Origin of the sequence: Bacillus sp. ok061, assembly GCF_900108285.1 — a bacterium.
GTDB lineage: Bacteria > Bacillota > Bacilli > Bacillales > Bacillaceae_G > Bacillus_A > Bacillus_A thuringiensis_S.
Window position 1 is genome coordinate 199,044 of record NZ_FNUW01000001.1, and the last position, 13,160, is coordinate 212,203.

Consider the following 13,160-nt stretch of genomic DNA (forward strand, 5'->3'; position numbering starts at 1 on the left):
ATTTTATAAACAAACTAGTTAAAATTTAGAAAAATAGAAGGGGATAGACGTATGAAACAACAACCAAAAATCGCAGAACTTCTAAAACGAATTGAAACTTCAAAACAGCAAGATGTTGAGCTAGGTACTTATGAAATATATGTGTTTAGTGAAAGTGAATTAGAAAAAGGACAAATCGGTTACCGATATGATAAACATAAAAAGTCATTAATAAGTGAAGAAAACGGAAAGTGGCAAGAAGGATGGATTGCAATTGGATATGAAACGGATATGGGCGATCCAGTTTTCGTAAATATAGATGATGACGCTTATCCAGTTTATACTGCAGAACGTGGTACAGAAACATGGCAGCCAGTTTATATTGGAAATATGGATGAGATTATAGGGCAATTATAAGAAAAACTTTGAATCCGGTGCAAAGTGATGGGAGAGAAGTATGAAGTATATAAAAATAATGAGCATGATTGCATTCATTGGAATATATATGGCCGGTTGTTCACAAGAGCAGTCGAAAAAAGAAACTACATCTTCTATACAAGAGAAAAACAAAGATACCAAAGAAGACGCACCGGTAGAAAAGCTGCAAGAACAAGAAAAGAACGAAGAATCGCAAGCAATTAAAACGAATGAGCAAGTGGAGCATAAGCAGGAGGAAATGCCGGCTGAAGAAAAGATAGAGGAAACTACACCGGTGCTGCCAACTGAGCAACCAGTGCAAAATAATGAACAAAAAGTAGAGAGTAATGAAAAACAAGAGAAGTTTCTTGTCGTTATTGATCCAGGGCATCAACAAAAAGCGAATTTAAATTTAGAGCCGATTGGGCCAGGGGCAACAACACAAAAATATAAAGTGACAGATGGTACAACTGGTGTTGTGACGAAAAAAAGAGAGGCCGTACTTGTATTAGAAATGGCTTTCGTATTAAAAGAAAAGTTAGAAGCAAAGGGAATGCAAGTATTAATGACGAGAACGTCACAAGACGTTGATATAAGTAATAAAGAACGGGCGACATTCGCAAATAATCATAAGGCAAATTTATTTTTACGTCTTCATGCAGATGGTTCTGAAAATCCAAACCAAAGTGGATTTGCTGTATTGACGCCAGCAGAAGACAGTCCGTATACGAAAGAGATTTATGCGGAAAGTCTTCAAATCTCTCAAATGATTGTAAATAAAATGAGGGAGAACCAGCAAGTGAAAGTAAATGGAATTAAATTCAGGGATGATCTTTCTGGATTTAATTGGTCCAAAGTACCTGGTGTACTATTAGAACTTGGGTTTATGTCAAATCTTGAAGAAGATAAAAAATTATCTGACCCGCAGTATGTAAATTCTTTATTGCAAAGTGTAACGGATAGTATAGATGCATATCGGAAGCGTAAAGCTTAAGCGCAGTCTTACATGAAAGGCTGCGTTTTTCCATATGAAACACTCGTAAATTAGAATATTGTGGATAAATATGACATGCTTAATTTTACCTGCACTTTTTGCCGAATGCTGATACAATAAAGGATGTTACTATTTAGTAGAAAGAGTGGTAAGCATGTTAGATTGGATGAAAAAGTTGTTTAACAAAGAGGAAGAACAAACAGCGTTGAATAAAGAAGTACAAAAGCAAATTGAAAGTCAGCCGAAAATTCCTCGTGTAAACCACTACACTGAAGCAAGAGAAGCACAAATGGCAAGTAGGAATGCAGGTAAATGCCGTTTTCCTTTAGTACCGGATAATGGGTTCGATGAAGAGGATGAAAGAGAAGTAGATCGCTTCGAAGAACAACCTGTTCAAGGAGTAACATATGAAGAACCGACTGCTCAAAGAGGAATACAGGTGGAAAGAAGCAGACGACCGTATGTGGAAAAGGTAGTTTCTACATATGAAGAACCGGAAGTACAATATGAACCGGTGCGAGAGGCTGTCGTTAAAAAGGCATCTGCACCTTCGCAAGAGAGTAACCGTAGACCATTTCGTCCAACAGAAATGATTTCGCCAATTTATGGATATAATCGTCCTTCAGTAGAGAAAAAGGTTGAAAAGCAGGAGGAAGTAAAAGAAAGAGAAGATCTTGAAATATCTGTAGAGGGCAAAGCAGTTGTTGATGCATGGTTAGAGAAAAAAGGATATACATTATCAGATTTCTCAGAAGGGCAAGCAACGTCTTCTTCGCCTAGTCATGAATCGGTTGGCCAACAGGATAAAAAGCAAGAAAAATCAGTTGTTGATCAATGGCTAGAGAAAAACGGTTATGAAATCGAACGCCAAGAGCCTTTAGTAGAAGAAAAAGAAGTGATTCAAGGAATGAGTACACCGCAGGAAGTTTCAGCGGATGAATTACTTCATAAAACAGTAGCTGAGCAGATGGAAAGTGCTAAGCTAGAAAAAGATGTAGTGGTGTTAAACGAAAACAATCTACAAGAAGAATTAGTGGCTTCTAAAGTAGAGCACGAGGATACAATATTATCAGAAGAAATTAAACGTAATACAGAAATAAAACAACCTACTATTGAAGTAGAAAAGCAAGCTCCAGAAGAATCAGTGATTGTCAAAGCAGAAGAAAAACTTGAAGAAACAATCATTGTGGAAATACCAGAAGAGCTAGAAGAAGTGGAAGTAATTGCGGAAACAGAAGAATCAGAAGAAGTGGAAGTAATTGCAGAAACGGAAGAGTCAGAAGAAGTAGAAGTAATCGCAGAAGCAGAAGAGTCAGAAGAAGTGGAAGTAATTGCGGAAACAGAAGAGCTAGAAGAAGTAGAAGTGATTGCGGAAACTGAAGAGCTAGAAGAAGTAGAAGTGATCGCAGAAACAAAAGCGCCTGTAGTAGAGACATTTGTAGCACTTGAGGAAATTCAGCAAGAAGATGAAGCGATTGAACAAAAGAGTGAATTCATACATGTAGCTGAGATTGATGAACAGACAAAGAACGACGTTCAAAGCTTTGCGAATATTTTACTTACAGAAACAGAAGAAAATAAACGAGTTGTAGAAGAAGCGCCAGTCGCAGAAGAACAACCAGTTGTAAAAAAAGAAGAACCAAAACGTGAGAAAAAGCGTCATGTACCATTTAATGTTGTTATGTTGAAACAAGATAGAACACGATTAATGGAAAGACATGCAGCTAGAGCAAATGCAATGCAGCATTCTGTTAATGTACGAGTAGAGAATAAGCCAGTGCAACAAGTAGTAGCAGAACCACAAGTGGAAGAACAACCAATGCAGCAGGTGGTAGTAGAATCACAAGTGGAAGAGCAACCAATGCAGCAGGTGGTAGTAGAATCACAAGTGGAAGAGCAACCAATGCAGCAGGTGGTAGTAGAATCACAAGTGGAAGAGCAACCAATGCAGCAGGTGGTAGTAGAATCACAAGTGGAAGAACAACCAATGCAGCAGGTGGTAGTAGAATCACAAGTGGAAGAGCAATCAGTGCAGCAAGTAGTAGCAGAACCACAAGTGGAAGAGCAACCAATGCAGCAAGTAGTGGTAGAGCAAGTACAAAAGCCAATTTCAAGTACGGAAGTACAAGAGAAAGCATATGTTGTAAATCAAAGAGAGAACGATATGCGAAATGTATTGCACACACCACCGACATACACTGTTCCGCCATTAGCGCTGTTGTCGATTCCACAGCAATCAGCGCTAGATAATACAGAATGGTTAGATGAGCAAAAAGAATTATTAGATACAACGTTTAATAATTTTCATGTTGGAGCACATGTTATTAATGTCTCGCAAGGGCCAGCAGTAACTCGTTTTGAAGTGCAACCAGACCCAGGCGTGAAAGTAAATAAAATTACAAATTTAAGTGATGATATTAAGTTAAGTTTAGCTGCGAAAGATATTCGTATTGAAGCGCCGATTCCAGGGAAGAGTGCAATTGGAATTGAAGTTCCAAATAAAGAAAGTAAGCCAGTATTTCTTCGTGAAATTTTAAGAAGTCCTGTATTCACAAAGAGTGAATCACCGCTTACTGTTGCGCTTGGACTTGATATTTCAGGTGATCCAATTGTAACAGATATTCGAAAAATGCCGCACGGACTTATTGCGGGTGCAACGGGTTCAGGTAAAAGCGTGTGTATTAACGCGATTTTAACGAGTATTTTATATAAAGCGAAACCGCATGAAGTGAAGTTAATGTTAATTGATCCGAAGATGGTTGAGCTTGCACCATACAATTCTGTTCCACATCTTGTAGCACCTGTTATTACGGATGTAAAAGCAGCGACAGCGGCTTTAAAGTGGGCAGTCGAAGAGATGGAACGCCGTTATGAATTGTTTGCGCACGCTGGTGCTCGTGATTTAACTCGTTACAATACGATTGTAAGTGAGCGAGAAATTCCAGGAGAAACATTACCTTATATCGTTATTGTCATTGACGAGTTAGCCGATTTAATGATGGTAGCACCTGGTGATGTTGAGGAAGCGATTTGTCGTATTGCGCAAAAAGCACGTGCTTGTGGTATTCATTTATTAGTAGCGACGCAGCGTCCATCTGTAGATGTTATTACAGGTTTAATTAAGTCAAACATTCCAACGCGTATTGCGTTTACTGTATCATCTCAAGTTGATTCGCGTACGATTATTGATATTGGAGGCGCGGAGAAATTACTTGGCCGTGGTGATATGTTATTTTTAGGGAACGGTACATCTAAGCCAGTTCGTGTACAAGGTGTATATGTATCGGATGATGAGATCGAAAAGACAGTTGATCATGTGAGAAAGCAAATGAAGCCGAATTACTTATTTAAGCAAGAGGATTTATTAGCGAAAACAGAACAGGCTGAGTCGGAAGACGAATTGTTCTTTGAAGCATGTCAATTTGTTGTAGAACAAGGGGGAGCGTCCACATCTTCTGTACAGCGAAAATTCCGCATCGGTTATAATCGCGCGGCACGTCTCATTGAGGAGATGCAATCGCAAGGAATTATTTCTGAAGCAAGAGGGACGAAGCCAAGAGATGTCCTTATTTCTGAGGATGAATTTGCTGCTATGCAGGAAACGAATGTATAGTCCACGGTTTTGCTGTATACTAATAGAAAATGTTGGATAGTAAAGTAGGGAGTAAAGCGACATGAAAGAAATTGAATTAAAATTAAAAGGTGAAATAAATCGACTAACAAATAAAACATTTAAATTTGACGAACGAGTTGGAGAAGGTTGGTTCTCCGCCGTTTACTTTTTAAAAACTAGAGAAATTATTGAAGAATTTCGCCCGAAAAGTGTTGTAACGATGCAATTTTTCCAAAAAGAAAATGCAGTTCTTTGCGGAACAGATGAAGTAATTGCATTGCTACAAACATTCGCTAAAAATCCTGAGGAACTTGAAATTAACTCTTTAAAAGATGGCGATAAAATTAGTCCATTTGAAACAGTGTTAACAATTCATGGTCCTTATGAGAATTTCGGATTTTTAGAAGGTGTTATTGATGGGATTTTAGCTCGTCGTACATCGGTTGCAACAAACGTATATAATGTTGTCCAAGCTGCACGTAGTGTAGATAAAGAAAAACCAGTTATTTTCATGGGAGATCGTGACGACCATTATACACAACAAGCTGGTGACGGTTATGCAGCATACATCGGAGGTATGAGCGCACAAGCGACGCATGCAATGAATGAATGGTGGGGCAGAAGTGGTATGGGAACAATGCCTCACGCATTAATTCAAATGTTTAATGGTGATGTTGTAGAAGCGGCAAAAGCATATCATAAGAAATTCCCAGAAGATGAATTAGTTGTACTAATTGATTACAATAATGATGTTATTACAGATGCACTTCGTGTAGCGCGTGAATTTGGATCAACATTAAAAGGTGTGCGTGTAGATACGTCTCGCACAATGATTGATCAATACTTTATTCGCCACCCAGAAGTACTTGGAACATTTGATCCACGTGGTGTAAATCCATCGCTTGTATTCGCACTTCGCAAGGCGCTTGATGAAGAAGGATTCCAGCATGTAGACATCGTTGTAACTGGTGGATTTGATGAAAAGCGTATTCGTGAATTTGAAGCTCAAAAGGTACCTGTTGACATATACGGGGTAGGGAGTAGCTTGTTAAAAATGAATATAGGCTTTACTGGTGATAATGTAGAATTAAATGGGAAACCAGAAGCAAAAGCTGGTCGTAAATATCGTCCCAACCCACGTTTAGAGCGTGTTCAATTAGAAAAAAGAGAAGAGATGTAAAAGAGAGAAAAACTGATAGGTGATTGACCCTATCAGTTTTTCTGTTATCATAGTATAGCGGCTTCTTTTTTGCTATAATGGACTTGTTATGGACATATAAAGAAGTACGTACGAGTTTATCCTGATAAGTGAAGGGAAAGAATAACTTCACTACATCAAAAATGTATGATGATTACCAAAATAAGAAAAGATTCATATACTGTCTTATAGATAGGCCGTTGTATTAGTTCGAAATGTTGGAGGTTCTTTAAGATGACAGTTTACCATTTTGTAGGAATTAAAGGAACAGGAATGAGTTCATTAGCGCAAATTCTTCATGATATGAAGCATACTGTTCAAGGGTCTGATTATGAAAAGCGTTTCTTTACACAAACAGCGTTGGAAAAGCGTAGTATCTCGATCCTTCCTTTTGATAAGAATAATGTAGAAGAAGGACAAGTGATTATTGCAGGAAATGCATTTCCTGATACGCATGAAGAAATTGTAGCAGCAAAAGAATTAAACATCCCAGTCCATCGTTACCATCACTTCTTAGGTGACCTTATGAACCAATACACAAGTGTTGCTGTAACTGGTGCACATGGAAAAACATCAACAACTGGTTTGTTAGCCCATGTAATGCAAGGTGCACACCCGACATCTTACCTTATTGGAGATGGAACAGGGCATGGGGTAGAAAATAGTAAGTATTTTGTATTTGAAGCTTGTGAGTATCGTCGTCATTTCTTGTCTTACAATCCAGACTATGCAATTATGACGAATATTGATTTTGATCATCCAGATTATTTTGCAGACATCAATGATGTATTCAGTGCATTCCAAGAGATGGCATTGCAAGTGAAAAAAGGCATTATTGCATGTGGAGATGATGAAGAACTTCAAAAAATTCAAGCGAAAGTACCTGTTATTTTCTATGGATTTGGAGAAGATAATGATTTCCAAGCACGTAACATCCAAAAGAGAACAGATGGCACGATATTCGATGTATTCGTTCGTAATACGTACTATGACACGTTCAAAATTACAGGATACGGCAATCACAGCGTATTAAATGCGTTAGCAGTAATCGCGCTTTGTCACTATGAAAACGTTGATGTAGAAGCAGTAAAACATCAATTAACAACTTTTGAAGGCGTAAAACGTCGCTTTAATGAAAAGCCGATGGGAGAGCAAGTAATCATCGATGACTACGCACACCATCCGACAGAAATTAATGCAACGATTGAAGCTGCTCGTCAAAAACATCCAGAGCGTGAAATTGTCGCTGTATTCCAGCCACACACATTCTCACGTACAGAAAAGTTCTTAGATGAGTTCGCAGAAAGCTTAAGTAAAGCTGACCAAGTATACTTATGTGATATTTTCGGATCAGCACGCGAAAACAAAGGTGAATTAACAATCGAAGATCTGCAAAAGCGTATTGACGGTGCAGAACTAATTACAGATACAACAACGGATGTATTAAAGAAACATAAAAACGGCGTTCTAATTTTCATGGGCGCAGGTGACATCCAAAAATTCGAAGCAGCTTACGTAAAAGAAGTTCAAGTTGCAGAGAAATAATAGAAAAGACGCATAGCTGTGGCTGTGCGTCTTTTTTGTTGTGTTCAATTTTTATCCCGCTATTTGCCGGGCAGTGAGACCCCCACCTTAAAATTCAGCGAAAGCAAAGAAGTTAGGTAGGGGTCGTGCTGCCCGTAAAAGCCCGATTGGTGTGGGCTAATAATCAGTGGGGGATGAACAAAATCCCACTGATTAAAGTTTCATTTTATTTATGTATTGACCTAGAGCTAACTCTAGGTTGTAAGATGAAAATGTAAAAACAAGGGGGAGAGAACATGTATAAAATCGGCGAAGTAGCAGAATTAACAGGGATGGGCATTCACACTTTACGCTACTATGAGAAATTAGGTTTATTACCACCACCAACGCGAAATAGCGGTATTCGTCAGTATACAGAAGGTGATGTACGTTTATTAAAATTTTTATATTCATTAAAACAAACTGGGATGTCATTAGAAGAGATGGCTGAATTTGCAAGTGATGGGTGCATTATAGAGGAAATTAGGCAGAAGAAAGAGGAAGTACCAGCGAAAGTAAAAAAGAGAATTTCCATTTTAGCAACTCACTTGGAGCGATTAAAAGAACAGCAGGAACAATTGCAAAAAGTTGTTCAGCTAACGGAGGAGAAGTTAGAAATTTATTACGGTTTTCTAGAAGAAAAAGACTTGGAGGCCGGCAATGAAAAATAAAGTATATGCGCAGTTATTAGGTTTTGCAATATTTACTGGTGGGACATTTAATGCTTCGAAATATGCGGTGCAGTATTTCGAAGCAATTCATATAGCAGCATGGCGTTTTGGGATTGCTGCATTTGTGATGTTATGTTTGTTAAAAATACGAAAAGATTTTGACTTGGAAGTATGGATGCAGAATAGGACCTATTACCTTTTGCTAGGTATTGTTGGTGTATTCGGTTTTAACTTCTTTTTCTTTTCAGGAATGAAATATACAGAAGCTATTAATGGTGCACTTATTATGGCGACAAATCCTCTCGTTACGACGCTGTTAGCAAGTGTCATTTTACGAGAGAAAATAGTGAAGCGCCAAGCAATTGGAATGTTACTTGCACTAATTGGAGTTGTTTTTGTACTTACACAAGGTTCGTTTACAATACTACAACATGTATCATTTTCAAAAGGGGATTTTTATATTTTATTAGGGAATATTTGCCGGGCGTTATACGGCGTGCTAGGCAGAAGGTTTATTAAAACTGGTATTCCAATACAAACGACGACATATACGATGACTATTGGTGCACTTGCCTTTATTATCATATCTTCTACACAAAAAAGTATAGTACCAGTTTTAGAAATTCCTTTGTTTGCATGGGGAGCGATTCTCTTTATGGCAATTGGAATGAGTGTGCTTGGTTACTTATGGTGGAATAATGGAATTGCTCAAATTGGGGCAGCAAGGACATCTTTATTTTTTAATCTAGTGCCTGTTGTTACAATGCTTATTTCTTTTATTGAAGGAGTCAATATAACACCTGCACAATCTGTAGGAATGATATTAGTTGTTACGGGAGTATTGTATTCTTCTGGTTTTATACAAAGAAAATCAAAAGAAAGTGTGAATATTTAACATTTTGCATCCACAAATGTTAGAATAATAAGAAAACTAAAAAGGGGACTAAAAAAATGTTCACACTCCGAGTAGACGACGAAATTGAACTACAATTATTAGAAAAACATCATAAAGAGGAATTATATCAATTATTAGATCAAAACCGTAATCATTTACGAAAATGGCTCCCTTGGGTGGATGGGATGAAATCTGCTGATGCTTATGATGAGATTTTTCCGATGTGGTTAAAGAAATTTGCAGAGGGAGACGGTTTTGAAAGTGGTATACGTTACAAAGGAAAGCTCGTTGGGATGGTGGGTATTCATCCAGTAAGCTGGGGGAAGAGAGCGGCGAGTCTTGGGTATTATCTTGCAGAAGATGCTGGAGGAAAAGGCGTTATGACGCGTAGCGTGAAGGCTGTGCTTCAATATGCATTTGAGAATTTAAAATTAAATAAAATGGAAATCCGATGCGGTGTTGAAAATGTGAAAAGTCGTGCTATTCCAGAGCGTTTAGGGTTTAAGTTAGATGGTATTTTACGAGATGAAGAATGGTTATATGATCATTTCCATGATGTCGCTGTATATAGTTTATTAGCTTCAGAGTGGAAAGAAATTCGATGAACGAGAAGATTCGTATTGTTCCGTATGAAAGTATGTTTCAAGAGGAAGTAGTAGATCTTATCGTTCATATTCAGCAAAAAGAGTATAATGTTCCCATTACGAAAGAAGAACAACCGGATTTACTTCAAATAGAAACATTCTATCAAAAGGATCACGGAAACTTTTGGGTAGCACTTTATGATGGGAAAGTAGTTGGAACAGTAGCTTTATTAGATATTGAGAATCATCAAGTCGCGCTAAGAAAAATGTTCGTACAAAAAGAGTTTCGTGGAAAAGAATGGGGCGCGTCACATATGTTGCTTCAAACAGCAATTTCATGGGCTGAGGATAAAAAGTTGAAAGATATTTATTTAGGAACAACAGTAAAATTTTTAGCGGCACATCGCTTTTATGAAAAGAATGGTTTTCAAAGTGTGAGTATAGATGAGTTGCCGAAAAACTTTCCAGTGTTACAGGTAGATAAGAAATTTTATAGGTACATTGTGAAAAAGGTCATCTAGAAATGGCCTTTTTCTATGAAGCAAAATGGAAATAGTGGTATAATTTGGATTAGGGGGTGTAGGTATGAACTTTCCAATTCAAAGAAGTAAGTCAGTAGTCATTTTCGTTTGTCTTACGTTAGCTTTTATGTGTATATATCCAATTGTCATGCTTTTCACTAATAAAGCGCATTGGATGTCAGCGTTGATTGGGATGGGTTTATGCTTCATTGTAAATGTACCACTTGTTTGGGAGGTATTTATTAAAAAACATAAAATAGAAAATGGCGTATTAAAGTACGGTATTCTAAATGATGATGTTGTATTAAAAGATATAAGAGTTGTTCGTCAAGTTGGAAAGTATCTTGAAATTACGACGAATGCATATAAAGTACATATGGTTGCGATGCCGCAAGATATGGGTGAATTCTTGGCGCTTATCGAGAAAGAAAATCCACATGTGAAAATGGAAATGGTAGGGAAGAAATAAAAAAACGCTCGGATATAATTCCGAGCGTTTTTCATTATTTTAAGTTCTCTGGATTTAAAGCTTCTAGTTCAGGTACAACGAAGCGTCCGTCTTTACGGATTAGTACGTCGTCGAAGTAAATTTCGCCGCCGCCGTATTCAGGGCGTTGGATGCATACTAAGTCCCAATGGATGTTCGAGTTGTTACCGTTCCATGCATCGTCGTAAGCTTGTCCAGGAGTGAAGTGGAAGCTGCCATCGATTTTTTCATCGAATAGGATGTCTCCCATTGGATGTAAGATGTATGGGTTTACGCCGATTGCGAACTCACCAACGTAGCGTGCGCCTTCGTCTGTATCGAAGATTTTGTTAATGCGTTCTGAATCGTTTGCAGTTGCTTCAACGATTTGACCGTTCTCGAACTTAAGTTGTACATTTTCAAATGTATAACCGTTGTAAGGAGATGGTGTGTTGTAAGAAACTGTACCGTTAACAGAATCACGAACTGGTGCAGAGTATACTTCACCGTCTGGAATGTTTAAATGACCTGAGCATTTAATTGCTGGAATGTCTTTAATAGAGAATGTTAAGTCAGTTCCAGGACCAGTTAAACGAACTTTATCTGTTTTATTCATTAATGTAACAAGGCTATCCATCGCCTTATCCATTTTACCGTAGTCTAAGTTACATACTTCGAAGTAGAAGTCTTCGAAAGCTTCTGTACTCATTTTAGCAAGCTGTGCCATAGAAGCATTTGGGTAGCGAAGAACAACCCAACGTGTTTTTGGAACGCGAATGTCTCTATGAACTTTTTTACCAACTGTTTGGCCATGAACTTTCATGCGCTCACTTGGAACGTCAGCTTGTTCATTAATATTATCGCCAGAGCGAAGACCGATATAAGCGTCCATGTCTTTCATTACGCTTGCTTCATATGCAGCGATTTGTTCGAAATGTTCTTCAGTAGCACCCATTAATAAAGAGCGATCTACTTGATGATCTTTTAAAGAGACGAATGGAAAACCACCAGCTGCATATGCTTCTTTTACAAGTGCAGTTACAAGTTCTTTTTGTAAGCCAAAGTTTTCAATTAATACTTTTTCACCTTTTTGTAAGCGGATAGAGTAGTTAATTAAATTGTATGCTAACTTTTCAATACGTGGATCTTTCATATGTAAAGCCTCCCTACTAATTATGTATCCTCTCCTATTGTAACCTACTTAGTGGAATTTGTTGAATGATTTATGTTACAGTTAACGAATAAGTATGAAAATTCTAATGATGAGATAGGGATTAGAATGAAACGGAAAATGATTGTATAATAGGAGAAAGTATGAAAAAGATAAAGGAAGTGATGAAATGCAAGTTCTTTTATATGTAAGTGCGGCTATTATCGCGGTTGCTTTCGCAGTATTAGTTGTGTATGTATGCAGAACGTTGTTATCGGTTCAGAAGACGTTAGAAAACGTTGCAAGCACGTTAGAAGGTTTAGAAAAACAAATGCAAGGAATTAGCGTAGAGACAGAGCAATTATTACATAAAACGAATGCGTTAGCTGATGATATTCAACAGAAGTCACAGTCATTAAATAAAGTGGTAGCGGGTGTAGATGGGATTGGAACGACAATCCAATCTTTAAATACGAAGCTTCGTAATGTATCAGACTCTGTAACGGACGAAATTGAAAATAACGCTGATAAAGTAGCGCAAGTTGTACAGTGGAGCAGTGCGGCGATTGAAGTATACAATCATTACCGTGCGTCGAGACAAGAGAAGAAGGTTGAAAAAGAAGAGCGTAAATTAGAAAGAGTTGAGAAAAACGCTGAAAAGAAAGAGAAGCGCTCTAGATTTCGTATGAGAGGTGAATCGTGATGAATATGACAAAGCTTGAAACAATTGAAGAGCTTGAAGTCTTAGTAGAAAAGAATGAGCCGTATGTTCTTTTTAAACATAGTACGACATGCCCGATTAGTCACGGTGCATACACAGAATTTCAAGCGTATTGCAGTGAAGAAAGAGAAGTGCCAGCGTATTACTTATACGTACAAGATGCGAGAGATGTGTCAAATCGTGTTGCAGAACAATACAGTATTAGACATGAATCACCGCAAGTGTTATACATAAAAGATGGGATGGTAGTATGGAATACATCTCATTGGAATATTAAAAAAGATGCTTTAGAAGAGAATATAAAGTAAAAAGAAGCAAGCTAAAGGTGCTTGCTTCTTTTTTTTTGTTTTTGTTGAAATATATTTAGTGGTACACTATTAATAGTTCA

Annotated in this window: 13 protein-coding genes; 12 read left to right on the plus strand and 1 reads right to left on the minus strand. The window is 37.7% G+C overall.

What is annotated here, in order from left to right:
* The first annotated feature begins 51 nt into the window (after window positions 1-51).
* From C4S65_RS01160 to C4S65_RS01205, 10 genes are all read left to right on the plus strand, one after another.
* Complete coding sequence (locus tag C4S65_RS01160) at window positions 52-396, plus strand: hypothetical protein (protein ID WP_000813348.1); 345 nt, start codon at window positions 52-54, stop codon at window positions 394-396.
* A gap of 40 nt (window positions 397-436) precedes the next feature.
* Complete coding sequence (locus tag C4S65_RS01165; RefSeq protein WP_116366206.1) at window positions 437-1,390, plus strand: N-acetylmuramoyl-L-alanine amidase; 954 nt, start codon at window positions 437-439, stop codon at window positions 1,388-1,390.
* Between the two features lie 154 nt (window positions 1,391-1,544).
* Complete coding sequence (locus C4S65_RS01170) at window positions 1,545-5,003, plus strand: DNA translocase FtsK (RefSeq protein WP_103945095.1); 3,459 nt, start codon at window positions 1,545-1,547, stop codon at window positions 5,001-5,003.
* 61 nt (window positions 5,004-5,064) lie between these two features.
* Window positions 5,065-6,183, plus strand: a complete 1,119-nt coding sequence (locus C4S65_RS01175) for a nicotinate phosphoribosyltransferase (RefSeq protein ID WP_000658373.1) — start codon at window positions 5,065-5,067, stop codon at window positions 6,181-6,183.
* A gap of 252 nt (window positions 6,184-6,435) precedes the next feature.
* Window positions 6,436-7,746: a UDP-N-acetylmuramate--L-alanine ligase gene (murC, locus tag C4S65_RS01180; RefSeq protein ID WP_000219467.1), complete on the plus strand. Its 1,311-nt coding sequence runs from the start codon at window positions 6,436-6,438 to the stop codon at window positions 7,744-7,746.
* Between the two features lie 275 nt (window positions 7,747-8,021).
* Entirely contained in the window at window positions 8,022-8,435 is a 414-nt protein-coding gene (locus C4S65_RS01185; RefSeq protein WP_000276600.1) for a MerR family transcriptional regulator, read from the plus strand.
* A complete protein-coding gene (locus C4S65_RS01190) occupies window positions 8,425-9,330 on the plus strand; it encodes a DMT family transporter (protein WP_098838540.1) in 906 nt (301 codons plus the stop codon). The genes C4S65_RS01185 and C4S65_RS01190 overlap by 11 nt, the downstream gene beginning before the upstream one ends.
* Before the next feature lie 56 nt (window positions 9,331-9,386).
* Complete coding sequence (locus C4S65_RS01195) at window positions 9,387-9,935, plus strand: GNAT family protein (protein ID WP_061666043.1); 549 nt, start codon at window positions 9,387-9,389, stop codon at window positions 9,933-9,935.
* Window positions 9,932-10,435 (plus strand): GNAT family N-acetyltransferase, encoded by a 504-nt coding sequence (locus C4S65_RS01200; protein ID WP_061666044.1) that lies wholly within the window; start codon window positions 9,932-9,934, stop codon window positions 10,433-10,435. Before C4S65_RS01195 ends, C4S65_RS01200 begins: the two co-directional genes overlap by 4 nt.
* 64 nt (window positions 10,436-10,499) lie before the next feature.
* Window positions 10,500-10,904, plus strand: a complete 405-nt coding sequence (locus C4S65_RS01205) for a PH domain-containing protein (RefSeq protein WP_001010621.1) — start codon at window positions 10,500-10,502, stop codon at window positions 10,902-10,904.
* A gap of 34 nt (window positions 10,905-10,938) precedes the next feature.
* Here C4S65_RS01205 and C4S65_RS01210 read toward each other — a convergent pair whose 3' ends face one another.
* A complete protein-coding gene (locus tag C4S65_RS01210) occupies window positions 10,939-12,054 on the minus strand; it encodes an aminopeptidase (protein WP_000654729.1) in 1,116 nt (371 codons plus the stop codon).
* 187 nt (window positions 12,055-12,241) lie between these two features.
* Here C4S65_RS01210 and C4S65_RS01215 point away from each other — a divergent pair, with 187 nt between their 5' ends.
* Complete coding sequence (locus C4S65_RS01215; protein ID WP_098838541.1) at window positions 12,242-12,754, plus strand: DUF948 domain-containing protein; 513 nt, start codon at window positions 12,242-12,244, stop codon at window positions 12,752-12,754.
* The gene (gene ytxJ, locus C4S65_RS01220) at window positions 12,754-13,080 is read left to right on the plus strand and encodes a bacillithiol system redox-active protein YtxJ (RefSeq protein ID WP_001057469.1); all 327 of its coding nucleotides are present in this window, start codon (window positions 12,754-12,756) and stop codon (window positions 13,078-13,080) included. The genes C4S65_RS01215 and ytxJ overlap by 1 nt, the downstream gene beginning before the upstream one ends.
* Window positions 13,081-13,160: the final 80 nt, after the last annotated feature.

What these genes read in the sequence shown, in the direction of transcription:
- C4S65_RS01160 (WP_000813348.1), top strand. Translation starts at nt 52, where the DNA reads ATGAAACAACAACCAAAAATCGCAGAACTTCTAAAACGAATTGAAACT.
- C4S65_RS01165 (WP_116366206.1), top strand. Translation starts at nt 437, where the DNA reads ATGAAGTATATAAAAATAATGAGCATGATTGCATTCATTGGAATATAT.
- C4S65_RS01170 (WP_103945095.1), top strand. Translation starts at nt 1,545, where the DNA reads ATGTTAGATTGGATGAAAAAGTTGTTTAACAAAGAGGAAGAACAAACA.
- C4S65_RS01175 (WP_000658373.1), top strand. Translation starts at nt 5,065, where the DNA reads ATGAAAGAAATTGAATTAAAATTAAAAGGTGAAATAAATCGACTAACA.
- murC (WP_000219467.1), top strand. Translation starts at nt 6,436, where the DNA reads ATGACAGTTTACCATTTTGTAGGAATTAAAGGAACAGGAATGAGTTCA.
- C4S65_RS01185 (WP_000276600.1), top strand. Translation starts at nt 8,022, where the DNA reads ATGTATAAAATCGGCGAAGTAGCAGAATTAACAGGGATGGGCATTCAC.
- C4S65_RS01190 (WP_098838540.1), top strand. Translation starts at nt 8,425, where the DNA reads ATGAAAAATAAAGTATATGCGCAGTTATTAGGTTTTGCAATATTTACT.
- C4S65_RS01195 (WP_061666043.1), top strand. Translation starts at nt 9,387, where the DNA reads ATGTTCACACTCCGAGTAGACGACGAAATTGAACTACAATTATTAGAA.
- C4S65_RS01200 (WP_061666044.1), top strand. Translation starts at nt 9,932, where the DNA reads ATGAACGAGAAGATTCGTATTGTTCCGTATGAAAGTATGTTTCAAGAG.
- C4S65_RS01205 (WP_001010621.1), top strand. Translation starts at nt 10,500, where the DNA reads ATGAACTTTCCAATTCAAAGAAGTAAGTCAGTAGTCATTTTCGTTTGT.
- C4S65_RS01210 (WP_000654729.1), bottom strand. Translation starts at nt 12,054, where the DNA reads ATGAAAGATCCACGTATTGAAAAGTTAGCATACAATTTAATTAACTAC.
- C4S65_RS01215 (WP_098838541.1), top strand. Translation starts at nt 12,242, where the DNA reads ATGCAAGTTCTTTTATATGTAAGTGCGGCTATTATCGCGGTTGCTTTC.
- ytxJ (WP_001057469.1), top strand. Translation starts at nt 12,754, where the DNA reads ATGAATATGACAAAGCTTGAAACAATTGAAGAGCTTGAAGTCTTAGTA.